The following is a 23481-nucleotide window of genomic DNA, read 5'->3' as shown; positions in this document are numbered from 1 at the left end:
TAGGATAAAGTGTCCATTCACCTATTTCGGCATTATTGATTAACTTGAAAAGTTCCTTCTATTGCTCTTGGAAGACTGCATCTAACTTATCTTCTGTTGCCTTTATATCTGATTCATCAACGCTTATTTTACTTGTATCTATTAGGCTTATTACATCTTTCATTAAATAACCTCTCTGTTATTCTTACTGCTGCGTTAGTTTAAGAAGAATAAGGCTCTTCTCCTTATGTAAAGCACCCGTTCGTTCAATAAGCTTATTTTCCACATATTTCTTCCAATTCTTCAAGTAATTCCGAAGGCTCTACTTCCACCCCAATCAACTTCGCATTCCAGTTAACACCTACTACAATATATTTACCGGAAGCACAAAAAATAAAGGATTTGGAACTATCGGAAAACAACAGTTCAATAAAAGACAAGTTTCATCAACAATCATAATCTTTCTATTTAACTTTAAATTTATTTAAATAAATCTTTTTAAATATTTGCTAAATATTTTGTTCATAACTTTGGGTGTGTTTTCTAAATAAACATTAATCTGTTCAATGTTCGATTCGAATTTATCAGAGTTTCTTTCATCTGTTGGAAAATCAGATATTCCTTTAATAATAATACATTCAACATCATTCCTCTTACAGACATAAGCTATTGCACCCGCTTCTGTATCGGCTATTGTTATTTCGTTTTCTTTAAGTTCTAAATAGTCCTTCCACATAACTACTGCTTTATCAGCGGTGCCAATTGTTCCTGTATAAAAATCATTTCCATATTTCGATAAATCAATATCGACTATGAAGGATTGTTTAATAAGAGGCTCAGTTTCTTTTACTGTACAATCATATTGAACGGCTTTATCGGGTACAAAAATATCCAAATTACTGAACTTCTCATCTATTCCTGCACATGTTCCAGCAACGATTACTTTAGTTAAATTAAATTTAGAAATCATATATTGATTACCACCAACACCATTTACTTTTCTTACACCTGTACTATAAAAAACAAGCTCAGTATCATTAATTGTTCTTATGAAATACTCGCCATATGGATAACCAAAACGTTCGTTATTTTTTACGCTAAAGTATTCCAGTGTTGCTTCATATTCCCACTTCGTTGCAATACTTATTCCTATCATCTACTTATCACCCTACAAATAAATTTTTCGCCATTGAATGTCTCTACACGGTTTGAACTCATTTTTATCACTTAATTATCCTTCTTTACTCTGTTCATTAACAATTAGTTATTAATATGCAATTATCCTTTTTTACTAAACCGCCCCGTTAGCCATCCATGTAGCGCAAAACCAGCGCTACACCACAGAGAATGAAAATGTGAAAAACGGGTATACGATACTGTGGCTGGCGAAGAAGGTCGATGAACTATGATGCCCCATTGAGCCCATCCGTTAGTCTGACTCCAACGACCACGGTGCATCACAGACTGTCGCACTCTATATGAGTAGCACTCAGGGGAGATTAATCCTACTCTGGTTATTGCACCAGCCTGCCTTTATTCTTACAAGAATATGGAGTTGATTCTTGATTTACCTTTTAACTTAATATAAACATTCTAAGGCTCAGCCTTTTTTTAAAAAAAGCAATTTCTGAGTCTCTTTTGTTATGCATTTTTGTATATTTTGAGCATTTTTTAATTTTCATGGGAGTTGAAGAAGGAAAGTGAAGCTAGTTCAACAATCTCGTCCGATTGTTGATTTTTCATTTATTGACAAACAGCTCATCTATTGTAGTGTCCAATACAGAAGCTATACTAAAAGCTAATTGTAAAGTAGGATCATATTTATCATTTTCAATTGCATTTATCGTTTGTCTAGATACCTTACAAAGTTTAGCCAGTTCTTCTTGGGATAATTTTGCTGATTTCCTTAATACTTTAATGTGATTTTTCATTTAACCACCATATTTCTTCCTAAAAAATAGTAATGAAATTAAATATATAATGGAAGTCGTTATGAGAAAGATAATTGGATTTATACCCTCATACGAACCGTTTTTCCAAATATTTATATATATTTTTTTAAAAAGTTCAATTAACGCGTATCCGATTACTATTGCAAAAGTGAAGGACTGGGCTTTCATTTTAATAAAATTTTTTCTTTCATCACCCAATTGTGGTAAAGATATAAGAGTAACGATAATTAAAATAGCACTAATCCCTAAGATACTAAATAAAACAGCCCAAATAATCCAGTCCATATTTTATTTCCTCCTCGTAATAAATGTAAAAATAATTTGACATTTTTATTGTATCACTGACTGATCAAATGTCTAATACTTTTTACATTTCTTCATAAATAAGGGAATAATTCTCTATAAGAAAAAATGCTTTACCCTTCTTGGGGTAAAGCACCTCGTTAGTTTAATTCATTGGTATAAGTTATGCTATTCGATTAACTTCTCTTTTTAAATAATAACAAAATGACATTCCATATCAATCCAATAACAATGCATGTTATTGAAATGAAAAATGTAAGCCAATAAAAGCCTCCTGCTGGAACGGTGAACTCTGCCAAAATAAATAATATGATTCCAAAAAACAAATACATGTGTGGCATTACAAATCTATTCATTGTTCTTGCCCCTTCCTGATTAACTAGAATATTCTTATTCAACTAACCTGCGGCGTTAGTTTAAGTGTAACATTTCACAATGCATATCTGGGATTAACTTAATGTTTTGGACATAAAAATAGACCATCAAAAAGATGGCCATATTTTGCAAAACACCCTTTAGTTCAATAAGAAATAGAAGCATATTTATTTATATCTATATTGTATTAGTTGGTTTTCCCTTCCTAAGTATTCTTCATTCCCCATCCTGCTTATCTCTATAAACCCTATTTTCTCAAGCATTTTTCTGGAGCGAATATTCTCTTCGTGGGTTTCTGCATTAAAAATTGTAATTCCTAACTTTTTAGAAGCGTAATCCATCATACATAGAATAGAATTAGTCCCAATTCCTTTTCCCCATAATGTACTCTCACCAATTGCAATACCTAATTCAGCTGTATTATCTTTAATACAAGCTAAATCTGCATACCCAACTAACCTTTCTTTCAATTCTATTCCCATTCGAACAAAATCTTCAGATTTATTACTTATACAATGAAGCCACCATCTATACAATTCTTCTTCACTTCTATTTTTCTCCCAGCCATTCGCTGAACAAAAAATGTCATTCTTACTCCAATTTAAAACAACTTCATAGTCATCTATGCTTAAATTTCTAATTTTTATGGAGCGTATATTGTTGTCTTTAGTATTCAATCTACTATCCCCCAATAGATTTCTTTGTTCAACTAAACTGCGTCTTTAGTTCAATAAGAATAAGAGCTGTCTAAGCATCTCAATGCTCTTCAAGTTAAGCACTTCTTAGTTGATGAACGGCAGGCACTGGGAATGACAACTATACAACTTAATCGACCTTTTTAGTAAATGTCCAGATAAGACTAATTATTACTGAGCTAATTATGGTTGCCATTAATAAGGAAAATAATATTACAAATAAAAAGGAACCATAATCCTCTAATTCTTCAAACGGATTATTTGTAATGTAAGAATCACTGAACAGAGATACTAGTAAAGTTGGGATAAAAATAAAGGGAAATAATTTCTTAAAATAGTTGTTGAAATTTGGATATTTAGAGTCTTTTGTTTTGCTAATCATATAATCCCCCATTAAAATCTTTCTTTGATAAACCTGGACGTTGGTTCAAGAAAAAGTGCTACCCCAGACTTGAAGTAAAGCACTCCTTTTGCCCAATAATTTACATATATTAACTTATTCAATACAATCGCCAAAAAACCTTCTTATTCAACTAATCTGCACCGGTAGTTCAAGTGGAACATTTCGCAATGCATATCTGGGATCAACTTAATGTTTTAGGTATAAAAATAGACCATCAAAAGATGGCCATGTTCTGCTAAAGACAATAACTTAATAAGATATTGTCTTTAGCCTACTCTAATTCACCTATAAACCAAATATCTCTTTTATAAATTTCCACATCTTCATCGGTTATTTCTTCTTTAAATCCTAAGGCATTCATATCTTTAGGGATATTTATTCTCCAATCACTCTCTAAATTTCTTTTTTCGGACAGGGGAATCCATTTTTGAAATTCATCATTTCTATTAAAGAACCCCTCGAAGTGAGAATCACCAGCAAACACTATAATTTGAGAATCAAACAATGCTTGGAAACTAATGTAAACAACCACTCGATATTTATCAGGAGTATTTGGTTTGATTTCAATTAAATGTTTAGCCTGTTCTAATAAAGTTTGAACACAAAGTCTCTTAATTCCAAAAGGAGTTCTATCGGAATCAATAAAACCTTGGGCAACTGGTAAATGAAGATGCCAATACCCATTATAAAAATCCAAAGGAAAATCAGAAGTTTCCTCCTCTATTCGCTTTATCATATTTCCTGTTTTTCGCTTTAAACCTCTTAACTTCTTATTACGCATTTTTATCCCCTAACTATTTTCCATTCGATTTAACCTTTTTGTAATATATAGTTGCTGTTTTTTACCATTTCCTTATTCAACTAACCTGCCACCTTTAGTTCAATAAGTAAAAAGGCTTGGCTCCCTCTTTTAGTAAAGTAACTCGTTACTTGAATAACAAGAGCATAATTCAATTGTTCATGTCATTCATTATATATCCTAGACCATCTTCATCTCTATATTGGAATCGACCAATTTTCCCTTCTTCTTTTGTAGAGAATATAACTTCACCTGAGATATTTGCTGTTTTTTCTTCCTCACCATTTTTCTGATAACCAACCGTTGCTATAAAGGTGTATCTAGTGGGCATTTGCTCACTTTGCTCAATCTTGACATCCTTAAGGCTTAACTTATGTTCTGTGAGATGAGCAATAATTGGATATGTGGTCCCGGATGTAGCTAGGAAAGAGCTAATATAAGAATCTATAAAGTAAGGACCGTATACCTCTTCTACATACTTATCTAACTCTTTGTTCTCTTCCTTATTATTCACAACAGTCCTATATTTAGGATTCCATACAAGCTCTACAAACTTCTCATCAGGACCAGTAAATTGATGCTCAAGAACCTTTATAATTACTTCTTTATTTGCGTCTTCTGTCTCTTCCTGAGAACAAGCAGCTAACATAAACCCTGACATGAACAACAATAAGCTAAATAAAGTAATGAATTTTGCTTTATTATTACTTTTTTCCATCACGACACCCCCTTAATGGTAGTACGTTCCAAATCTATAATTGTTTCAAATTAAAAGGCTCTTTATTTCTTCAACTAACCTGCTGCACCTTTAGTTTAATAAAAAAAGAGCCGCCTAAGCAGCCCAACGATCTTTCACTAATGCACCTGTTTGTTCAAGAAGAAATTTTTCATTTTCTATGCAATACATATTGAGACTTACTGAACTTAAAGTTATTTTTCTCGTAAAACGAAATTAAATCTTCTCCACAAAATAGGCTAATAACATCAATATGAGTTAGTTCGTCCAACAATTTTGATACAAGTTTCGTTCCTATACCTGTATGTTGAAATTCATTATGTATAACTACATCTTCAATGTATGCCCTAAATTTATTATCTGAAATCGCTCTTGCGAACCCTATAAGATTATCGTCAATCCACGCACCAATTGATATATCTTGTTTTAGCATTTCTTCGATATCTTGCTCATTTCTTTCTTCCCACCAACCTGCATTTTTATAGAGCATCATAAGTTCAGTGCCTTTAAATGGTCTTTCAGAAAAACTTAAAAATTGCATATTCAAGTTGTCATCCCCCTTTGGCTTTTCATTCATTTTTCAATTATAGTATAGAGCTCTCTTCTTCAACTAACCTACGTCGTTAGTTCAATATGAAAAAGTCACCTCAAAAGGCAGCAAAAAGGCTTTACTCCTTCTTGAAGTAAAGCTACCCGTTTGCAAGTACAATTGAACCAACAGTTATCCAAAGTGATTATGAAACCACCAAACAATAAGGATCATACTCACTATTCCCCAAGCTGTGGTGCTCACTATCCACCAAATGATGGATTTAGATTTTGTTAAACTTTCCTCTTCTTCCCTATTTGCTGTTATAAAATCGAGCTTACTTTCCATACCTTTTTTCATAGAAATGAGAACAACAAATCCGATTATTATGAAACCAATAGATATCCAGAGTAATATGTCCACCTTTTATACCTCCATTTTTTTTGTGTGAATTACTTTCCTTTCAATCTTCTTTATTCAATTATCCTGCAACGTTTGTTCCATAAAAGGCTTGAAACTTAAGAGGGATTTCTTAATTGAGTGTAGAAAAATATATGTGTAAACAAAACACAGGAGGCTACTATGACTAATTTAATATCACATATTGCAACAATGGAAATACCTGTTACTAATTTAGAAGAATCTATAGCGTTTTATATCGATATCCTTGGTGCCGAAGTCCACTTTCAAGGAGAAAAAAATGCTATGCTTACTATGAAATCAAAAGGAGTTCCAACGATTTTTTTGGTTGAAACGGAAGAAATTAATGGATTATCATTCAGAAATACAAATACTAATATCGTTCATAGCGTAATTGACTTTTATACTCCTTCCTTAAAAGAATTATATGAGTGGCTTGAAGGAAAACAAGTTGAAGTTGGTCCTTTAAATTTACAAGGCGAATTTGGAGGTTTTGGATTTAAAGATCCTTCTGGAAATTGGTTAAGTGCCTGCAATATTCTTCACCCAGAACAGTAAAAAATCTTTTTTACTATTTGAGTTACAGGCGTAATTTTTTTGCGCCTTTCTTTCTAGTACACATAATGAGTCTAATGCGAAATAAAAACTACCATTCTCTTCTCATTTTTGGGGTTCAATTTTCATGTCTTCTATTTGGTCTAAAATCCAAGGATGATTTCCCTCTTTCGAATAAGTTGTAAAATATTCTTTATTTCCTCCATTAGATTCCAAGCCATCTCTTCATTTACAACGATATTAAAAGCATTTTCTTCTGTGTCATTATTCGGGTCATAAGCTTTTATCCACTAATTGTCCGAGTGACCTTTTTCCATGATTTTCAAATAAGACGTTGTCGATGTATATGGTCCAACACAAGATGTAAGTACCATTGATACACATAAGAGTATAAAAATCAGAGTTTTTTTCATTGTCTCCTCCGCAAGACTTTTTATCTTAAGTAATGTTCTCTGTTCCATCGAATAGTTCCTTCTAAGCTGCTTCGTTAATTTAAGTGTAACATTTCACACAATGGACCACCGATATCTAATTGATGTTTTTGGACGTAAAAATAGACCATCAAGTTGATGGTCTTGTATAGCTACAGCACTGTAAGCTTAAGTATTATTTTTCACAAAAAAAATGATTGCTAATTAAAAGGTAAAAAGGTAATTGTCGTTCAATATCATTCTTTCTACTTACATTATAACATTACTTACAGGTTAAATATAGACTACTCTTTTTATAATCCCCATACTATACTAGTATTCCAAATCTAAAAATATAAGGAGTGTATAAATATATGAATGACAAAACAGATATCCTAGATAACGGTCCTTTTTTTCATGGTACTAAAGCAGAACTAAAAATTGGAGATTTATTAGAAGCCCAACACTTATCAAATTACCAAGATAAAAAATCTAACTATATTTATTTTACTGCAACCTTAGATGCTGCTAAATGGGGTGCCGAATTAGCAAGATCTAAATCAAAAGAAAGAATTTATATTGTAGAACCATTAGGTTTTTTTGAAAATGATCCGAACTTAACTGACAAAAGATTTCCTGGAAACCCAACACGTTCTTATCGTTCTAAATCTCCTTTGAAAATAATCGCTGAATTAAGTTCATGGGAAAGACATTCCGACGAAGAAGTAAATCATATGCTTACATCATTAAAAAAGTTAAGTGAACAAGGAAAAAATGTAATATACGATTAACCCAGAATATCTATAAGGTAATAATTTAGGATACCAAAAATTAAGGAAGAAGCCTGATCCTGACTTACGCCAAGATCGTCCTCTTAAATTTTCTCTAGTATCTGTAATAAGAAATGGCACTTAAAAGTCTTTTTTGCTTTTCTTAGTCATTTCCCAAATACCATTTGCCATTTGCGGCTTTTTCTAAACGATTCATAATCGCCGCTCCAACTCCTGTTTTCGGAAATACTGGAACGAGTACTATATCCGCATCCGTATCGTCACAACTTCTAAGCGCCTGATACAACAAATGAGCAGCTTCATCTATTTGGCCGTCGTTTCCTAATGTGAAATAATAGTCAGCCTCTGGCAACTGGAACTGCTCTGTTGCAATTAGAGCCGCTTTTTTTTGTTCTCTATGTATGCTTTCAATAGCTTTACGAATAGAATTTAACGACGCATCTATTAAAAAAACAGGAGCATTTGGTGCATAGTGAGCATACTTCATCCCTGGCGCTCTTGGTGCTTCCGCTCGATCTGTCAGCTTAGCTTCATTAACAGGGCCAATGACTTGCTCAAGCATTTCCTTCGTAATCCCACCTGGGCGTAGGATAGTTGGTATTTCACTAGTACAATCTAACACTGTTGATTCTAATCCCATTCCTGTTACTCCACCATCAATTATGGAAGGAATTCTTCCGTTTAAATCGTGGAATACATGATTTGCTTTCGTCGGACTTGGTTTTCCACTTCTATTGGCACTTGGAGCGGCAACCGGTTGCTTTAGTTGTCTTAATAGTTTTAAAGCTACTGGATGATTAGGCATTCTTACTCCAACCGTATTCAATCCTGCACTAACATTGTTCGCTAATATGCCTGGCTTTAATGGTAATATCAGCGTCAATGGTCCTGGCCAAAATGCATCCATGCACTCCTGCGCTATTTTCGGTATATCCGAAATAAACTCATGAATTTCTTCATTAGAGCCAATATGAACAATAAGGGGATTATCCTGTGGTCTTCCCTTTGCTTCAAATATTTTTGCTACTGCTTGTTCATTAGTAGCAACTGCTCCTAAGCCGTAAACCGTTTCAGTTGGGAAAGCAACAACTTCGCCAGACTCTAATAAATGAACAGCTTGTGCATAAGTTGCTTCTTCTGTGGACAAGTTACCCACAGCTAAAATTTTTGTATTCATACATAATCTCTCCCTTCTTCCATTCTTATCCACAAAATGTTGATAACTTTCAGATTATTGTGGAAAACTATGTGGAAAATTTCTTCTTTAACCATTCCCATACAAAAAACTTAGGCTTTTCCTCTTTTACTTCTTCTTTATAACAAGCCTTTGGAAACAGGCCACACCACCAATTGTCTCCTCTACCACTTCCAATTGAAATGACAATCGCCTCGACATTGGTTTGAGCAGCAATTCCACTCTCCCATTCCTTAGGAGGGAACATAGTTTGCCCCTTAGTAATTGTCATCTTTTCTTGGAAGCTTGATGATAAGCTTTCCACAACTTTCTCAAGTTCTGTATATGTTTGTTCTGGGTTCATCTCGTAATTGATAAGCATTGGAGCTATTATTTCCTGTACTTCTTTCTTTACCTGTTGATCGTAGACAGTATTACTATTTGCAACTAAGCGAAAGCGCATCGCTTCAGTTTGTTCTGTATCGTGGATAAACAAAAACAAAAATGTTTGAATGACTAATAGCATCCATACAAATAGAATTGTTGCGTCAATTTTTTGTCCTACTGAGGTTGCTCTTTTTATCTCGTAATCTGGTAACATATAACATTCCTCCCTTAGGAACATTGTTACCAATAGATTCATATCTTATTCAGCATTTGTACAAAAAACAAAACGATTTTTTCCATTGATATCCTTAACAATCTCTACCTTCCCATTAGGAAAAGCCTTTTGAAGCATATTTGCTACTGCCTCTCCTTGTTCATAGCCAATCTCAAAACCTATTAAACTTGGTATTTTCATCAAACTTGGGAGATTTACAGCCATTTTTCGATAAAGCTGTAATCCATCCTCCTCAGCAAACAAAGCTAAATGTGGCTCGAAATCGATGACTGTATCTGATAAGGATGGAGCTTCATCATGCCCAATATAAGGAGGATTAGATAACACTATGTCCCACTTTTCATCCATAATCGGCTGCAATAAATCTCCGTGCTTGAAATTAATAGTTGCCTCAAGTCGCCTAGCGTTATGACTTGCAACCTCTAGCGCCTTTTCAGAAATATCGGTTGCTGTTACTAGAGAATGAGGTATTTCTTTTTGAATAGTTACAGCTATTGCTCCGCTCCCTGTTCCTATATCTGCTATATGCAGGGGAGCCCCATCTCTAAATATTACGGATGCGCGTTTTTTTACTTCTTCTATTAATTCTTCCGTTTCTGGGCGAGGAATCAAAACAGACTCATTTACTAAAAACTCTCGGTCGTAAAAAGTTTCCTGACCAATAATATATTGAAAGGGTCTTCCCGTCGTATGCTCCTCTACATAGCTCCAGAAAGTATTAAAATCTTCTGTGGATATCTCCTCATACATAGCCATCATAAGCTGCGAATAATTTTTTCCAAGGACAAATTGTAATAGATAGCGGGCTACTTCTTTTTCACGATTATTTTCCCCTAAAAAAGAAGAAGCCCGATTTAGGGCCTCATAGATTGTCTTAGACATTCGTATCATTCATTCTTTCTAGTTTTTCTGCTTGATCTTCTAAAATTAGCGCATCAATGACTTCGTTCAGCTTGCCCTCTAAAATTTGGTCCAGCTTTTGAATAGTCAAACCGATACGATGATCAGTCACTCGATTTTGTGGATAATTGTAAGTACGAATTCGCTCTGAGCGGTCTCCGGTACCTACTGCAGACTTACGAACTGCATCATACTCCGCTTGTGCCTCTTGACGAAACTTGTCCGCAACACGAGCACGAAGGATTTTCATTGCTTTTTCTCTGTTTTTAATTTGAGATTTTTCATCCTGCATTGATACAGTAATACCTGTAGGTAAATGAGTCATACGAACAGCTGACATCGTTGTGTTAACCGATTGTCCACCGGCACCTGAAGATGCAAAAGTATCCACTCGCACATCCTTTTCATGAATATCCACGTCTACTTCCTCAGCTTCCGGAAGTACTGCAACAGTTGCAGTTGAAGTATGAATACGTCCACCTGACTCCGTTTCCGGAACACGTTGCACACGATGTGCACCATTTTCATATTTCATCTTAGAAAAGGCATTGTTACCATTAATCATGAAGATAATCTCTTTAAATCCACCTAGACCTGTAGGTGAGGATTCCATAATATCGATCTTCCAGCCTTGCGTCTCCGCAAAACGGCTGTACATTCGGAACAAGTTACCTGCAAATAGTGCAGCTTCGTCACCACCAGCTGCTCCACGAATTTCCATAATAACGTTTTTGTCATCATTCGGATCTTTTGGTATCAATAAAATGCGCAAGCGCTCTTCTAGCTCAGCAATTTGGCCTTCCAGCTCACTTACCTCTTCCTTTACCATCTCTCGCATGTCAGCATCAAGCTTTTCATCAAGCATTTGCTTTGCATCTTGGTATTGGCTTTTTACTTCCTTATATTCTCGATAAGCATCCACTGTTGGCTGCAAATTCGATTGCTCTCTTGAATAGTCTCTTAGCTTATTTGTGTCATTGACAACATCTGGATCACTAAGCAATTCATTTAAATTATTATAACGGTCTTCTACCGATTGTAATCGATCAAACATCGAGCTCACCTCGTTCATTTATGTGTCTAATAGTACTATTATAAAGAAAAAGTACAGTCCTTGCTACTTTTTCTGTTTTGCTTCAACTGCGTATTAAGGGCTTTTAAGCTAACGAGTGAATAGATGACTGCTCTTTTCATTAAAAGGCTCGCGAAGATGCAATTTCGCTCGCTTCCCACTCATTTACCAATCTTAGGTTTAAATAAACCTTCTCTGCAAGGTTCTGGACCATTTCCGCAAGGTTTGTCTCCGTCTCTGCAAGGATCTGGCTGAACTCCGCAAGGTTCCCCGGCTTTCAAATGAAATACCTACTTACTTAATCACGCACTTCAATGAGTTAGCGGAGGATTAGCATGGCATTTACGGCAAACCGGATAATAGGAGTCATTGCCTCCGATTTGAATTTGTTCACCTGTGTATACTGGGTGACCATTCTCGTCTACTCTCAGATTCATAATTGCTTTACGATGGCAGAACCAGCATATTGTTTTCATTTCTTCAATTTTATCGGCATAAATCAGCATATATTTGCTTCCTTCAAACATTTCGTTTTGGAAGTCATTTTTTAAACCAAAGCCCATGACCGGAATATCAAGCTCATCTACTATTTGCGTAAGCTGAAGAACATGCTCTTTTTTTAAGAATTGCACTTCATCGATTAGCACACAATACGGTTTTGGATCAATTTCTTTTACTAATTCAAATAGGTCTGTGTCATCAAAAATAGCATTAGCTTTACGTTTCAATCCGATTCGACTTGAGACATGTCCTACTTCATCTCGAGTGTCAATACCAGGTGTAAAAATAACGACTGGTTTATTTTGTTCTTCGTAGTTATGTGCCACCTTTAAAATTTCAATTGATTTTCCACTGTTCATTGCGCCATGCTTAAAAAATAGTTGAGCCATGATATATCTCCTTACTTATCGACTATGTATTTTACTTCTATCTATTTATATCATACGAGTGGAATACCTGAAACTCTTTTAGACGAATTGTCACAAACAAAAATACCTGCAAAGCACTAGGTGCTCTGCAGGTATTTTGTTATTAGTTTTGTGTTTCTTCTTTAATTCCGTATTTTTTGTTGAAGCGATCAACACGGCCATCCGCAGCTGCGAATTTTTGACGTCCAGTATAGAATGGGTGACATTCGTTACAGAACTCGACTTTAATGTCTGATTTTACAGAACCAGTTGTGAATGTGTTACCACATGAACATGATACTGTTGCTTCTTTGTAATCGGGATGAATTCCTGCTTTCATCTCTATCTCTCCTCTCGCCCTGAACCATCTGGAACAGAGTTGGTTATGAAACTGATACCTTACACGATCCGATTGATGTCAATCGCATATGTAGCAGAAATGTATAATCTTACGTCTCATATAATAACACGTCATCTTGTTCTATACAAGTCATTAGTTTGCATTTAATTTTGAAAAAGATACATCCTGTATAAAGTTTTTGCGTCTGTAGACACTGAGAACCAACCCTAACAAGAAGGAATTGAGAACGGTCGGCATAAATCCGTAGCTTAGAAACGGCAGTGACAAAGATACTATAGGAACCACTCCGAGCGTCATCGCAACAGTATATATGAATTGTGTAGAGAAAATTGCTATACATCCTATAATCAGTAGTCTACCAAAGGAATGCTTGGTCATTAAAGAGATTCGTATAAAGCGAATAACGAATAAGCTTAAAATTATCACTATCCCAAGAGCTAACGCTAAACCATAGGATTGTATTAAATGTCCAAACACCAAATCTGTATGAGCCTCAGGAATGGTAAGGGAAGCTCCAGATCCAAACCATTTTGCTCCTTGTAGAAGATCAGAGAGCAGTACATACATATAACCCGCATTTTCAGCATAAGCAAGTGGATTTAAATAACCTAATAAACGAGCAATCTGATAGTTCTCTATAATGCCATTTTGATAGCTGAGCCACATAAATATTATGTAGCTAATGATTAAAGTCGCCACAGCTCCGACTACTATAACTTTTTGCTTTCTAGAAAATTTACTATACATAAATAACACGCCAACAAGTACACTGTAAATAAATAATGCCGACAAATTTGCTATATAGCTAAACAAAAGGAATGATAGCGACACTAACACAATCCCTTGCCATAGTGCAAAGGTTTCTTTAGTAAACAATGCTGACCAGGCAATGAAGTATAGCGGAATAGCCATCCAAACCTGCAATTTTAATGAACCTATCTCAAACATTACTTCACCGTTTATTTGAGTGTTGTGAAAAACATATAAGAATATAATAAATAAAGAAGCTATACCGTAAAAAATATAACCCCATTGCGCAAACTTTCGATAATCAAAATACATCAATCCAATAGCTACGACAAATCCAAGAATTATATGAAGTATATGATTAGACAAAAATAAAGGAATCATATGACCAAATCTGTAATCATACTGTGGTTGATTTAAAGCTAAAATCGGCAAAAAGCTAAGAAATAGTATTCCGATGAATAAAGACAGGAGTAGCCAATCTATTTTAGGCTTGTGGACCTTGTTCAATGATTTACCAAGCTCGATAGGACTGCCCATTTCTGATGCTGCTTTATCTTCTGCGTCTGTTTCTGTATATCCTTTTGTCATCCAAGCCATTTTCGAGTGTTTCATATGTTTAGCTAGCTCAGCTTCCACATAGACCTTTGCCTCTTTGGAGCGAATATGGGCTACAACCGACTGTAAATATTGATTAATGTTCATCGGTGGTCACCTCTAGAAATAACTGCTTAAGAGAGAAACGATTAGATGGTGAAGGACACTCTTTTTGCAATAGTTTCTTACCTTTTTTCGATAATCTATAATATTTTTCACCGTCTTCTGCCCAAAAGGAATCTATTATTCCGTTTTGTTCTGCCTGATGAAGATGGGTATATATGCAGCCCTCATTTGAAAGGATAGATTTTTCCCCCGTTATATGTAGAATTTCTGCTAGCTCTCTACCAGTCTTTGACTCTATTAAAAAAGGTAACATTACTTCTGTTAAAGCAACTGGAGAGATTTGTCTGATTTGATCGTTCACTTTTTGCTGAAGTTCCTCCGAAAATTGTAGGCTCTCAAACGTAGTATTTTTCATGGCTTTTTTTAATCCTTTTAATCTCTCTTCCATTCAGACCCCTCCAATATACCCTTTAATAAAAATTTACCTTTTCGTAGCCTTGTTTTAATTGTATTTTCGTTACATTGTAAGACGGCTGCAATTTCCTTAATTGATAATTCTTCAAAATAAAATAAAAAGATCACTTCACGATATTTTATAGGTAAGTTCATAACAGCTGCTGCAAGTTCTGTATCCTCGTCCTGTTGTACAATGAGTTGTTCAACACTTGAAGATATAGTTGCTCTACTTAAAATAGCATCTTCTGTTACCTTTACGTTCTGGTTGTACCAGCTTTTTAAATAGTCCTTGGCATGATTGATGGCAATACGCCACAGCCATGTTTTAATGGATGACCGCCCAGTATAGGTTGGTAGCCCCTTGAAGCACTTCACAAAAATTTCTTGCGTTAAATCCTCTGCCAGAGCTTCATTATGTACATAAGCATATACTAGCTGCAATATATCTTGACCATATGTGTTCATCAATTCATCGATAAGCTGCTCATAATTCGTTGATTTAGCATCTGCTACAAATAATTCTTCCACCGTCTCCCCCCCCTTTTCGCACATTAGACGAGTGTGCAGGCGAAAAAGTTTGCAGTATTTATTCTTATTCTTCATTTGTTAGCGATAACATAACTATTCCATCTTGTAATTTAAATAAGGAAAAGCATTATCAGATGCTACATTGTCTAACTCCTTTAAGCATAGTGCTAATCTATTCTTAATCATCTCTTCATCGCCCATTTGTTGCCTCACCTTAGAATTTAAGACATCTTCATTTAATATCTCATAGTGCTCATAAGCCTCTAATAATATCCACAAGATGTATTCATCCAATAAATTCTTATAAAAATAATCATTGCCCTCTATATAGCCTTCAATAAAACCTTCTGCAATACGTGTCAATATATTTGAATACTGATTATAAGAGTGTTTTTTATATCTATCCGTATTTGAATAGGCTGGAAGAAGGAAGTTATAACAAAAAACGAAAAAACCAGCATATTTCATATCAAAATCTAATCTTGGATATGGATCAATAATAGAAAGGTTATCTATATTAAATATAATATTCTCTGGTGTTACATCTTGGTTGACCAGAGATATCTTTTGTGGGCATTTCCTTCTATCTTCTATTAATTTTAATATCATATTTCCAACTTTATCGCGATTATATGATAAATTGGTATCTTTCAACTTGTTTAATATTCTTATATAAAAGTCATTATCCATTTGCCAAATTTGACTTACTTCTTGTTGTAACTCTCCTTCAAGACGCTCACCATTCCATTCAAGATTGCCGTACCCATTTAAATCAGGATTTTTTCCGTGCATTATTTTAAGAAAGTTTCCGATTTTCTCTCCTACTTCAAATGCTTCAGAAAGTTCAAGGCTCTTAAAAGTTTTTTCACCACCCATATAACTTTCAATGTTAAAAACTAAGGAATCATCCATGTAATATTCATAGAAAGAAGGACTTATTGAATCCATACACTGATTTGCTTGTAAGTAATAAGCCTTTGCAGATTCATATTCAGTAATCAAGTCAATATCCTTAAAAGCTTGAATTTCCCCATAAGCTATCTTTTTCCTAACCCTTAGTACAAGGTCATCCTCGTTTTTCCTCTCTAACCTGTAGACCTTATGCCAAGCTCCCTCACCTAGTTCTGTAATACCTTCCATCTTTATATTTTCATTTTTAAATTTACCAATGATATTATCAATTTCAACCTTTTTCATTATTAGTTTCCTTTCTGGCAACAGTTTTTAGACTTGCCTCCGCCTCTGTTATTAAGTTCAATAAAACACTAGATAATCCTTCATTACTTTAGTTGAATAAAAATAATCATTTAATATTAAATAATAACCAGCTAAAAAAACAAAACTCTGTGGTAAATTTCTTACAACCAAATAGAACTTGCTTCGTCTAACAATTGAAAGGGTGTAGAGGATGGTTCAAAAAGAAGATATAAAAGTGGAAGACAGAAGGGACATAAGTAGTGAGGAAAAACTTGAATGGTTAATGAATGAATTTGGTGAAAATGTAGCTCGTTTAGCATTCACTTATATGAAGCAGAAGCAACTCGCTGAAGATATTGCACAAGAAGTATTTATAAAATGTTACGAAAACCTAGACAACTTTCGTTATGAGTCTTCTTATAAGACATGGTTATACAGAATCACGGTGAACTTGTGTAAGGATAAGTTAAGAAGTTGGTCTTTTAGAAATATCGTCCTGACAGAATTTTTTTCAAAAACAAAGAGTACAAATAAATCGCCTGAAATGGAAATCATCAGTTTAGAAGATAAACAATTGATTTCTGAAAAAATTCTTTGCTTACCAGTGAAGTATCGAGAAATTGTTATTTTATATTATTACGAAGAGATGTCTTATAACCAAATCTCTGACTTATTAAATCTCAGCTTACAAACAATTAAGTCCAGACTACATAGGGCTCGCCTTTTGTTAAAAAATTCACTAGAAGGGAGCAAAATAAATGGATAAGATATTTAAAAATATTACAGATAATATGAACCAAACTGTTTTAAAGGACATTGATTTTAATGAAAAAAATAAAGAAAAAGTAAGACAAGCAATAGAAAATAGAAAAAAGAAACGGTTTAATCTAAAGCCAACTATTCACTTTCTATTACCTCTAGGTGCAACCTGTCTGTTTTTTTTAGGAATAAGTTATTTTATTTTGAGTGAATTAGGGATTTTATCTACAGAAAACCAAACTGTTTTTTTAAATAACACCAGTGAGAATGTTTTAAATGTCCTAGAAAACGAAATGTCTTTTATTAAACCACCTGCCAAGGAAGAATCTTTTGAAGATATGACAAAAGAGGATGTTTTTTTAAAGATGTTAAATTCAGTAGATAATTTTGATACAGCAACCGGTAAATTTGTAAATTATGACATTTATGCTGATGATTCAGATAGTAAGGATATCACTGAGTTTAAAGTAAGTATAAAAAATGAAATCGGCGGCTACGAAAAAAGTACAAATTTATTTGACGAAAAATTGATTCAAGAAATCAATTATAATAACGAAAAAATTTGGATAAAATATCATGATACCAAGACTTATTTTGTCAATGACTATCAACAGGCACCAACTCAAGATGCGTTAACTCTTGAGGAAGCGCTTAGTATTAGCTTAAAAGATATATATAAATCTGATAACGATTTTAGGGAACGGCCACCAATCGGAGGATCAGGCATATCCTTATTCCCCTATGAAGAAGCCTCTATTTATTTAAGAAATATGAGTTTATGGGAAATTGAAAAACAAAATGAAGCATTGTTAGATCATAACACTATTGTTCTTAAAGGAAAAATCGATGACCAAGTGAAAAGTCGATTTAACATGATAGGAACTATTGACACATTCCGTTTTTGGGTAGATAAAGATACTGGAATCTTAATTAAATACGAAACGTATGATATAAATGGTGAACTAGCTAGTTATCTTCATCCTGAATATTTAGTCGTGAATAGTGAGATTAATCTACAAGAATTTGTACCAAAACTAGATGGCTTTAAACCTTTCGTCAAAAAGGAATTTTTACACCCTGATCCAAAAGAAGAAGAAATAGAAATGGTAGCCCAAGCTGATACTATTAAAGAAGATAGGGACGAAGTTCTGGAATTACTTCGTAAGGATTTACCTTTTTTATATGAATTCAATCATCCTGATCTTGAAATCTTCTCAGCAATGTATGAGAAATATCAAAACTTTAACCATGGGTATCTTACGTATACGTATAAGAATGACCTAGGTGTATTTTACCTACGAACATATCATAAAAATTCTCTTATTCGTACTACCAGTGATTTTGAAAAAGATAAGGGAGAAATGAAAGAAACTTTTACTGTAAACGGAATAGAATGGAGATCATATGAGCTAAGTAATCTTACAGGTACTCATTTCATTGGAAGCAAAGATGAATATATTTATGAGGTAGTGAGCCAAGTGAGCGGATCAGTTACTTATCAAGAGACAAAAGATTTGTTGGAATCTTTGAAGCCAATCAAATAAAAACATTTAAAAGAGGGTCCTGACTAATGTCAGAACCCTCTTTTATTCTTACAGATATTTTACTGTATTTTAACTTTAAAGTGTTACTTTCCCGCTACGATGTGCTTTCATTTCTTCGGTTAATTGCTCGAAGAAGCCTTCGTTCGTTTTAGATTGACGAAGCTTTTTTAAGAAACGCTCTGCAAAATCGGAAGAATCTGAAAATGTTTTACGAATAGCCCATAGTTTATCCAACTGGTCTTTAGGTATAAGTAATTCTTCTTTTCTCGTTCCGGAGCGACGGATGTCAATCGCAGGGAAGATTCGGCGCTCGGCAAGACTACGGTCTAAGTGAAGCTCTAGATTACCTGTACCTTTAAATTCCTCATAAATAACTTCATCCATACGCGATCCAGTGTCTACTAAAGCAGTGGCTAGAATTGTTAAGCTTCCACCCTCTTCAATATTACGGGCAGCACCGAAGAAGCGTTTTGGACGGTGGAATGCCGCTGGGTCAATACCACCTGATAAAGTACGTCCGCTTGGCGGAATGACAAGGTTATAGGCACGCGCTAAACGAGTAATAGAATCCATTAGAATGATAACATCGCGTTTGTGTTCTACGAGACGCATAGCTCTTTCTAATACAAGCTCAGCAACCTTGACATGGTTTTCCGGTACTTCATCAAAGGTTGAGCTTACTACATCAGCTTTAACAGAACGCTCAATGTCCGTTACTTCCTCTGGACGCTCGTCTATCAACAGTACAATTAGCTCAGCATTTGGATGGTTCGTAGTAATTGCATTAGCAATCTCTTTAATCAACAATGTTTTCCCGGCTTTTGGTGGTGCCACGATCAGTCCACGTTGACCATATCCAACTGGTGCTACTAAATCCATAATTCTGGTAGATAGTTTCTCTGGTGTCGTTTCCAATTTGATATGACGATCGGGATACAAAGGTGTAAGCCCCGGAAAATGTACTCGCTCTTTTGCGATTTCTGGGTCTTCTCCATTTACAAGCTCTACATGAAGAAGTCCATAATATCGTTCACTTTCTTTTGGAGGACGTACTTTTCCAGTTACTTTGTCGCCATTACGCAAATCAAATCTTCTGATTTGTGAAGCTGAAATATAAATATCTTCAGAGCTAGGAGAATAGTTAATAGGTCGTAGGAAACCAAAGCCCTCCTGCTGAATAATTTCTAAGACACCTTCCATGAAGAAAAAGCCTTCTTGCTCTGCGCGAGACTTTAAGATTGCAAAAATAAGTTCTTTTTTTGATAATTTGCTATAAGCAGCTATTTTGTACTTGCGCGCGAGAGTATAGAGCTCTTTTAGCGTCATATTCTCTAATTCATTAATTGTTGTTTGTGTCATTAGCACGCACCACTCTTTACTATATTTTATTGTTTACTTTACTGGATTAAAAGGAAAGAAGTTTATTTAGAGGATACCCGATAGCGGACTATCGGGTATACAAAGAAGTTTAGTTTTATAGTACTAAATTCGGTTTTTTGTTTAAACTGTGACGGCCTTCTACGAAACGAATAGTTCCGGATTTCGCACGCATTACAATGGAATGGGTTGAACCAAAGGCACCCTTAAATTGTACTCCTCGAAGAAGCTCTCCATCAGTAACTCCAGTTGCAGCGAAGATTGCATCATCGCCTTTAACAAGGTCATTCATACGTAAAACCTTATTGACATCTAGCCCCATTTTCTTACATCTTTCAAGCTCTGCTTCATCTTGTGGGACAAGCTTACCTTGAATTTCTCCGCCTAAGCATTTTAATCCAACAGCTGAGATAACTCCTTCTGGAGCTCCACCCATGCCGAATAAGATATCTACGCCTGTATCGTCAAAAGCAGTGTTAATAGCTCCAGCGACATCTCCATCAGTGATTAACTTGATACGAGCCCCTGCAGCTCTAATTTCATCAATTATTTTTTGATGACGGTTGCGGCCTAAGATTGTAGCTACAACATCTTCAATATCTTTGTTTTTTGCACGTGCTACAGCACGTAAATTATCAAGTACAGATGCGTTTATGTCTACTTGGCCAACCGATTCAGGTCCTACTGCCAATTTTTCCATATACATATCTGGTGCATGAAGTAAATTTCCGCGATCTGCAATTGCTAGAACTGCTAAAGCATTCCAGCCTCCAGAAGCTACGATATTAGTACCCTCTAAAGGATCTACTGCTACATCGACTTGAGGACCTCCTGTGCCATGTCCAAGCTTTTCTCCAATGTATAACATTGGTGCTTCGTCCATCTCACCTTCCCCAATTACTACGACACCCTCCATTGGAATTGTGTCAAATACTGTTCGCATTGCAGTAGTTGCTGCATCATCTGCTTCATTCTTTAATCCGCGTCCCATCCATCGGGCAGATGCAATTGCGGCTGCTTCTGTTACTCGGACTAATTCCATTGATAAACTACGTTCCATTTAGTTTGTGCCTCCCGTTTTACGGTTTGTGTATAAATATACAACTTTGTTTCTTCCGATATCATTGTAGCATATTTGTCAAATAAGAAAAGAGGAGGTAAGGGTACCTCCATCCTTCAAATTTATCCTTTATTTACTTCAATTTCTTGAACTTCCACTCGTCTTATATCTGCTCCAAGACCTTGCAATTTCTCAATAAGTGAACTATATCCTCTATCAATATGATAGATATCTTGGATTTCAGTTTCACCTTCAGCTATCAGCCCTGCTAATACGAGAGCAGCACCTGCTCGAAGGTCACTAGCTCGGACAGTTGCGGCTTCAAGCTTAACAGGACCTGTTAAGACTGCAGTTCTACCATCCACTCGACCATTTGCATTCATTCGACGAAGCTCATCGATTTGTTTAAAACGTGCTGAGTATATGGAATCTGTAATAACAGAAGTACCCGCAGCCTGAGTTAACAATACTGAGAATGGTTGTTGCAAGTCTGTAGGAAAGCCTGGATACACGAGCGTCTTAACATCTACCGATTGTAAGTTTTCTGCTTTTGGTATAAAAATTTTCTCTTCCTGCTCTTCTACCGTAATACCTATTTCTCGCAGTTTGGCAGTTAATGCCTCAACATGGAAAGGAATAACATTATCAATGGTTACACCATCTCCTGCAATGGCCGCCATAATCATGAATGTCCCTGCCTCAATTCGATCAGGGATGATGGTGTGTTTTGTACCATGTAGTTCTTCTACCCCGTCAATGCGGATGACGTTCGTCCCTGCTCCCTTTATGTTAGCACCCATATTTGATAATAAAGTAGCAACATCAATAATCTCAGGCTCTTTTGCGGCATTTTCAATAATAGTTCTGCCTTTTGCAAGAACTGCAGCAAGCATAATATTAATAGTAGCACCAACGCTGACAACATCTAGATATATCTTAGATCCTACTAGCTCGTCTGCTCTTAAATAGATTGCGCCATGCTCGTTGCTAACTTCTGCACCTAATGCCTCAAAGCCTTTAATATGCTGATCTATAGGTCTTGGGCCTAAATGACACCCTCCAGGAAGGCCAATTGCCGCTTTCTTAAATTTACCTAACATCACACCCATTAAGTAATAGGAAGCGCGTAATTTCTTTATATTTCCGTTAGGCATTGGCATATCTACCACATTAGTAGGGTCTATTACCATTGTCCCATTAGAGAAGGTCACTTTGGCTCCAACCTCTTCTAGAATTTCCTTTAATGTGAAAACATCTAATATTTCAGGTAAGCCTTCTATCGTAACAGGAGAATTCGCCATTAACGAAGCTGGTATAAGGGCTACTGCACTGTTTTTTGCACCACTTACTTTAATCGTGCCTCGGAGGCTCTTTCCTCCTTTTATTTTATAAACTTCCATAATGTTCTCCTTCGTGTTGTTACTCGCTTTTACGGTTATTCCAATCTGCTAAGAAACCTTCTATCCCCTTGTCAGTTAAAGGGTGATTGAAAAGCTGTTTTAAAACTTTAAATGGAGTAGTGGAAATATGTGCACCATTTAATGCTGCATCAGTAATATGTTGTGGATGTCTAATCGATGCAGCAATAATTTCTGTATCGATGTTATGAATGGAGAAAATAGTTGAGATTTTTGCTATTAATTCCATACCGTCATGGCCAATGTCGTCTAAACGACCCAAGAATGGGGATACATATGTTGCGCCTGCGCGTGCCGCCATTAAAGCTTGGTTTGCACTAAAGATAAGCGTTACATTCGTTTTGATGCCTTCTGAACGAAATACAGAGCAGGCCTTTAATCCTTCTGGTGTCATTGGAAGCTTTACCGTAATATTTGGTGCAATGGCAGCTAATTCTCTACCTTCCTTAATCATACCTTCTGCATCTAGTGCAATAACCTCTGCACTTACAGAGCCATCTACTAAAGCAGTGATTTCACGTAAACGATCATGAAAAGAAATGTTTTCTTTTGCAACTAATGATGGGTTTGTTGTAACTCCAGAAATAACGCCCCATGAATGTGCTTCTTTAATTTCGTCAAAGTTTGCTGTATCGATAAAAAATTTCATATTAATAATATCCTCCTCATGATGGAAAAACAGGAGAAGGCTCTCTTTTTTAACTCTGTTTCTCAGATTCAAAGCCTAAGATAGAGCCTATAAGTCGAG

General features: G+C 35.4%; 29 protein-coding genes. 4 read left to right on the top strand and 25 right to left on the bottom strand.

The genetic code is table 11. The features are described 5' to 3' along the window. Window positions 1-254: 254 nt before the first annotated feature. From MKY94_RS03395 to MKY94_RS03345, 11 genes are all read right to left on the bottom strand, one after another. Window positions 255-419, bottom strand: a complete 165-nt coding sequence (locus tag MKY94_RS03395) for a hypothetical protein (RefSeq protein ID WP_342577990.1) — start codon at window positions 417-419, stop codon at window positions 255-257. 44 nt (window positions 420-463) lie between these two features. Then, the gene (locus tag MKY94_RS03390) at window positions 464-1135 is read right to left on the bottom strand and encodes a permease (RefSeq protein WP_342577989.1); all 672 of its coding nucleotides are present in this window, start codon (window positions 1133-1135) and stop codon (window positions 464-466) included. Window positions 1136-1718: 583 nt separating this feature from the next. Further along, window positions 1719-1910 (bottom strand): helix-turn-helix transcriptional regulator, encoded by a 192-nt coding sequence (locus MKY94_RS03385; protein WP_154311468.1) that lies wholly within the window; start codon window positions 1908-1910, stop codon window positions 1719-1721. After that, entirely contained in the window at window positions 1911-2216 is a 306-nt protein-coding gene (locus MKY94_RS03380) for a hypothetical protein (protein ID WP_154311469.1), read from the bottom strand. A gap of 194 nt (window positions 2217-2410) precedes the next feature. Further along, window positions 2411-2590 carry a hypothetical protein gene (locus MKY94_RS03375; RefSeq protein ID WP_154311471.1) on the bottom strand — a complete coding sequence of 60 codons (180 nt, stop codon included), beginning with the start codon at window positions 2588-2590 and terminating at the stop codon, window positions 2411-2413. 186 nt (window positions 2591-2776) lie between these two features. Beyond that, the gene (locus MKY94_RS03370; protein ID WP_342577988.1) at window positions 2777-3286 is read right to left on the bottom strand and encodes a GNAT family N-acetyltransferase; all 510 of its coding nucleotides are present in this window, start codon (window positions 3284-3286) and stop codon (window positions 2777-2779) included. A gap of 148 nt (window positions 3287-3434) precedes the next feature. Beyond that, entirely contained in the window at window positions 3435-3686 is a 252-nt protein-coding gene (locus tag MKY94_RS03365) for a hypothetical protein (protein ID WP_342577987.1), read from the bottom strand. A 292-nt stretch (window positions 3687-3978) separates the two neighbouring features. Further along, a complete protein-coding gene (locus MKY94_RS03360) occupies window positions 3979-4488 on the bottom strand; it encodes a DUF3916 domain-containing protein (protein WP_342577986.1) in 510 nt (169 codons plus the stop codon). A gap of 169 nt (window positions 4489-4657) precedes the next feature. Continuing rightward, complete coding sequence (locus MKY94_RS03355; RefSeq protein WP_342577985.1) at window positions 4658-5224, bottom strand: hypothetical protein; 567 nt, start codon at window positions 5222-5224, stop codon at window positions 4658-4660. A gap of 169 nt (window positions 5225-5393) precedes the next feature. Beyond that, window positions 5394-5783 (bottom strand): GNAT family N-acetyltransferase, encoded by a 390-nt coding sequence (locus tag MKY94_RS03350; protein ID WP_342578647.1) that lies wholly within the window; start codon window positions 5781-5783, stop codon window positions 5394-5396. 180 nt (window positions 5784-5963) lie between these two features. After that, complete coding sequence (locus MKY94_RS03345) at window positions 5964-6194, bottom strand: hypothetical protein (protein WP_340862623.1); 231 nt, start codon at window positions 6192-6194, stop codon at window positions 5964-5966. A gap of 159 nt (window positions 6195-6353) precedes the next feature. Between MKY94_RS03345 and MKY94_RS03340 the strand changes: the two genes are divergently transcribed. After that, window positions 6354-6749: a VOC family protein gene (locus MKY94_RS03340; RefSeq protein WP_154311481.1), complete on the top strand. Its 396-nt coding sequence runs from the start codon at window positions 6354-6356 to the stop codon at window positions 6747-6749. Window positions 6750-7530: 781 nt separating this feature from the next. After that, the gene (gene arr, locus MKY94_RS03335) at window positions 7531-7947 is read left to right on the top strand and encodes an NAD(+)--rifampin ADP-ribosyltransferase (protein ID WP_191696660.1); all 417 of its coding nucleotides are present in this window, start codon (window positions 7531-7533) and stop codon (window positions 7945-7947) included. A gap of 142 nt (window positions 7948-8089) precedes the next feature. Here arr and MKY94_RS03330 read toward each other — a convergent pair whose 3' ends face one another. From MKY94_RS03330 to MKY94_RS03285, 10 genes are all read right to left on the bottom strand, one after another. Next, window positions 8090-9124 carry an L-threonylcarbamoyladenylate synthase gene (locus MKY94_RS03330; RefSeq protein WP_340862621.1) on the bottom strand — a complete coding sequence of 345 codons (1035 nt, stop codon included), beginning with the start codon at window positions 9122-9124 and terminating at the stop codon, window positions 8090-8092. Between the two features lie 67 nt (window positions 9125-9191). Beyond that, on the bottom strand, window positions 9192-9722 hold the full coding sequence (locus MKY94_RS03325) for a stage II sporulation protein R (RefSeq protein ID WP_340862620.1): 531 nt from the start codon (window positions 9720-9722) through the stop codon (window positions 9192-9194). A gap of 45 nt (window positions 9723-9767) precedes the next feature. Next, the gene (prmC, locus tag MKY94_RS03320) at window positions 9768-10625 is read right to left on the bottom strand and encodes a peptide chain release factor N(5)-glutamine methyltransferase (RefSeq protein WP_342577984.1); all 858 of its coding nucleotides are present in this window, start codon (window positions 10623-10625) and stop codon (window positions 9768-9770) included. Then, window positions 10618-11697 (bottom strand): peptide chain release factor 1, encoded by a 1080-nt coding sequence (prfA, locus tag MKY94_RS03315; RefSeq protein WP_144539690.1) that lies wholly within the window; start codon window positions 11695-11697, stop codon window positions 10618-10620. Before prfA ends, prmC begins: the two co-directional genes overlap by 8 nt. A gap of 329 nt (window positions 11698-12026) precedes the next feature. Next, on the bottom strand, window positions 12027-12605 hold the full coding sequence (locus tag MKY94_RS03310) for a thymidine kinase (protein ID WP_191696663.1): 579 nt from the start codon (window positions 12603-12605) through the stop codon (window positions 12027-12029). A gap of 142 nt (window positions 12606-12747) precedes the next feature. Further along, window positions 12748-12963 (bottom strand): 50S ribosomal protein L31, encoded by a 216-nt coding sequence (gene rpmE, locus MKY94_RS03305; RefSeq protein WP_144539694.1) that lies wholly within the window; start codon window positions 12961-12963, stop codon window positions 12748-12750. 153 nt (window positions 12964-13116) lie between these two features. Further along, window positions 13117-14436 (bottom strand): FtsW/RodA/SpoVE family cell cycle protein, encoded by a 1320-nt coding sequence (locus MKY94_RS03300; protein ID WP_342577983.1) that lies wholly within the window; start codon window positions 14434-14436, stop codon window positions 13117-13119. Then, complete coding sequence (locus MKY94_RS03295) at window positions 14426-14842, bottom strand: helix-turn-helix transcriptional regulator (protein WP_342577982.1); 417 nt, start codon at window positions 14840-14842, stop codon at window positions 14426-14428. The genes MKY94_RS03300 and MKY94_RS03295 overlap by 11 nt, the downstream gene beginning before the upstream one ends. Beyond that, on the bottom strand, window positions 14827-15378 hold the full coding sequence (locus MKY94_RS03290) for a sigma-70 family RNA polymerase sigma factor (RefSeq protein WP_342577981.1): 552 nt from the start codon (window positions 15376-15378) through the stop codon (window positions 14827-14829). Before MKY94_RS03290 ends, MKY94_RS03295 begins: the two co-directional genes overlap by 16 nt. 93 nt (window positions 15379-15471) lie before the next feature. After that, complete coding sequence (locus MKY94_RS03285; protein WP_342577980.1) at window positions 15472-16575, bottom strand: hypothetical protein; 1104 nt, start codon at window positions 16573-16575, stop codon at window positions 15472-15474. 211 nt (window positions 16576-16786) lie between these two features. Here MKY94_RS03285 and MKY94_RS03280 point away from each other — a divergent pair, with 211 nt between their 5' ends. Both MKY94_RS03280 and MKY94_RS03275 read left to right on the top strand, forming a co-directional pair. Then, window positions 16787-17341, top strand: a complete 555-nt coding sequence (locus MKY94_RS03280; protein WP_144539704.1) for a sigma-70 family RNA polymerase sigma factor — start codon at window positions 16787-16789, stop codon at window positions 17339-17341. Continuing rightward, complete coding sequence (locus MKY94_RS03275) at window positions 17334-18878, top strand: hypothetical protein (RefSeq protein ID WP_342577979.1); 1545 nt, start codon at window positions 17334-17336, stop codon at window positions 18876-18878. The genes MKY94_RS03280 and MKY94_RS03275 overlap by 8 nt, the downstream gene beginning before the upstream one ends. A 75-nt stretch (window positions 18879-18953) precedes the next feature. Here the strand turns inward: MKY94_RS03275 and rho are convergent, their stop codons facing one another. From rho to fsa, 4 genes are all read right to left on the bottom strand, one after another. After that, window positions 18954-20237 carry a transcription termination factor Rho gene (gene rho / locus MKY94_RS03270; RefSeq protein ID WP_144539708.1) on the bottom strand — a complete coding sequence of 428 codons (1284 nt, stop codon included), beginning with the start codon at window positions 20235-20237 and terminating at the stop codon, window positions 18954-18956. A gap of 115 nt (window positions 20238-20352) precedes the next feature. Further along, window positions 20353-21315, bottom strand: coding sequence for a class II fructose-bisphosphatase (glpX, locus tag MKY94_RS03265; RefSeq protein ID WP_144539710.1), 963 nt, complete (start codon window positions 21313-21315; stop codon window positions 20353-20355). 122 nt (window positions 21316-21437) lie between these two features. After that, on the bottom strand, window positions 21438-22715 hold the full coding sequence (locus MKY94_RS03260; protein ID WP_144539712.1) for a UDP-N-acetylglucosamine 1-carboxyvinyltransferase: 1278 nt from the start codon (window positions 22713-22715) through the stop codon (window positions 21438-21440). Window positions 22716-22734: 19 nt separating this feature from the next. Continuing rightward, window positions 22735-23382 carry a fructose-6-phosphate aldolase gene (fsa, locus tag MKY94_RS03255; protein WP_144539714.1) on the bottom strand — a complete coding sequence of 216 codons (648 nt, stop codon included), beginning with the start codon at window positions 23380-23382 and terminating at the stop codon, window positions 22735-22737. Between the last annotated feature and the right edge of the window lie 99 nt (window positions 23383-23481).

The sequence above is a fragment of the Psychrobacillus sp. FSL K6-2843 genome (genome assembly GCF_038626375.1).
GTDB lineage: Bacteria > Bacillota > Bacilli > Bacillales_A > Planococcaceae > Psychrobacillus > Psychrobacillus faecigallinarum.
This window is presented reverse-complemented; position numbering and strand designations above follow the sequence as displayed.

Excerpts from the sequence above, each read along its gene's own strand:
- MKY94_RS03390 (WP_342577989.1), bottom strand. The coding sequence starts at position 1,135 with ATGATAGGAATAAGTATTGCAACGAAGTGGGAATATGAAGCAACACTG.
- MKY94_RS03385 (WP_154311468.1), bottom strand. The coding sequence starts at position 1,910 with ATGAAAAATCACATTAAAGTATTAAGGAAATCAGCAAAATTATCCCAA.
- MKY94_RS03380 (WP_154311469.1), bottom strand. The coding sequence starts at position 2,216 with ATGGACTGGATTATTTGGGCTGTTTTATTTAGTATCTTAGGGATTAGT.
- MKY94_RS03375 (WP_154311471.1), bottom strand. The coding sequence starts at position 2,590 with ATGAATAGATTTGTAATGCCACACATGTATTTGTTTTTTGGAATCATA.
- MKY94_RS03365 (WP_342577987.1), bottom strand. The coding sequence starts at position 3,686 with ATGATTAGCAAAACAAAAGACTCTAAATATCCAAATTTCAACAACTAT.
- MKY94_RS03360 (WP_342577986.1), bottom strand. The coding sequence starts at position 4,488 with ATGCGTAATAAGAAGTTAAGAGGTTTAAAGCGAAAAACAGGAAATATG.
- MKY94_RS03355 (WP_342577985.1), bottom strand. The coding sequence starts at position 5,224 with ATGGAAAAAAGTAATAATAAAGCAAAATTCATTACTTTATTTAGCTTA.
- MKY94_RS03350 (WP_342578647.1), bottom strand. The coding sequence starts at position 5,783 with ATGCAATTTTTAAGTTTTTCTGAAAGACCATTTAAAGGCACTGAACTT.
- MKY94_RS03340 (WP_154311481.1), top strand. The coding sequence starts at position 6,354 with ATGACTAATTTAATATCACATATTGCAACAATGGAAATACCTGTTACT.
- arr (WP_191696660.1), top strand. The coding sequence starts at position 7,531 with ATGAATGACAAAACAGATATCCTAGATAACGGTCCTTTTTTTCATGGT.
- MKY94_RS03330 (WP_340862621.1), bottom strand. The coding sequence starts at position 9,124 with ATGAATACAAAAATTTTAGCTGTGGGTAACTTGTCCACAGAAGAAGCA.
- MKY94_RS03325 (WP_340862620.1), bottom strand. The coding sequence starts at position 9,722 with ATGTTACCAGATTACGAGATAAAAAGAGCAACCTCAGTAGGACAAAAA.
- prmC (WP_342577984.1), bottom strand. The coding sequence starts at position 10,625 with ATGTCTAAGACAATCTATGAGGCCCTAAATCGGGCTTCTTCTTTTTTA.
- prfA (WP_144539690.1), bottom strand. The coding sequence starts at position 11,697 with ATGTTTGATCGATTACAATCGGTAGAAGACCGTTATAATAATTTAAAT.
- MKY94_RS03310 (WP_191696663.1), bottom strand. The coding sequence starts at position 12,605 with ATGGCTCAACTATTTTTTAAGCATGGCGCAATGAACAGTGGAAAATCA.
- rpmE (WP_144539694.1), bottom strand. The coding sequence starts at position 12,963 with ATGAAAGCAGGAATTCATCCCGATTACAAAGAAGCAACAGTATCATGT.
- MKY94_RS03300 (WP_342577983.1), bottom strand. The coding sequence starts at position 14,436 with ATGAACATTAATCAATATTTACAGTCGGTTGTAGCCCATATTCGCTCC.
- MKY94_RS03295 (WP_342577982.1), bottom strand. The coding sequence starts at position 14,842 with ATGGAAGAGAGATTAAAAGGATTAAAAAAAGCCATGAAAAATACTACG.
- MKY94_RS03285 (WP_342577980.1), bottom strand. The coding sequence starts at position 16,575 with ATGAAAAAGGTTGAAATTGATAATATCATTGGTAAATTTAAAAATGAA.
- MKY94_RS03280 (WP_144539704.1), top strand. The coding sequence starts at position 16,787 with ATGGTTCAAAAAGAAGATATAAAAGTGGAAGACAGAAGGGACATAAGT.
- MKY94_RS03275 (WP_342577979.1), top strand. The coding sequence starts at position 17,334 with ATGGATAAGATATTTAAAAATATTACAGATAATATGAACCAAACTGTT.
- rho (WP_144539708.1), bottom strand. The coding sequence starts at position 20,237 with ATGACACAAACAACAATTAATGAATTAGAGAATATGACGCTAAAAGAG.
- glpX (WP_144539710.1), bottom strand. The coding sequence starts at position 21,315 with ATGGAACGTAGTTTATCAATGGAATTAGTCCGAGTAACAGAAGCAGCC.
- MKY94_RS03260 (WP_144539712.1), bottom strand. The coding sequence starts at position 22,715 with ATGGAAGTTTATAAAATAAAAGGAGGAAAGAGCCTCCGAGGCACGATT.
- fsa (WP_144539714.1), bottom strand. The coding sequence starts at position 23,382 with ATGAAATTTTTTATCGATACAGCAAACTTTGACGAAATTAAAGAAGCA.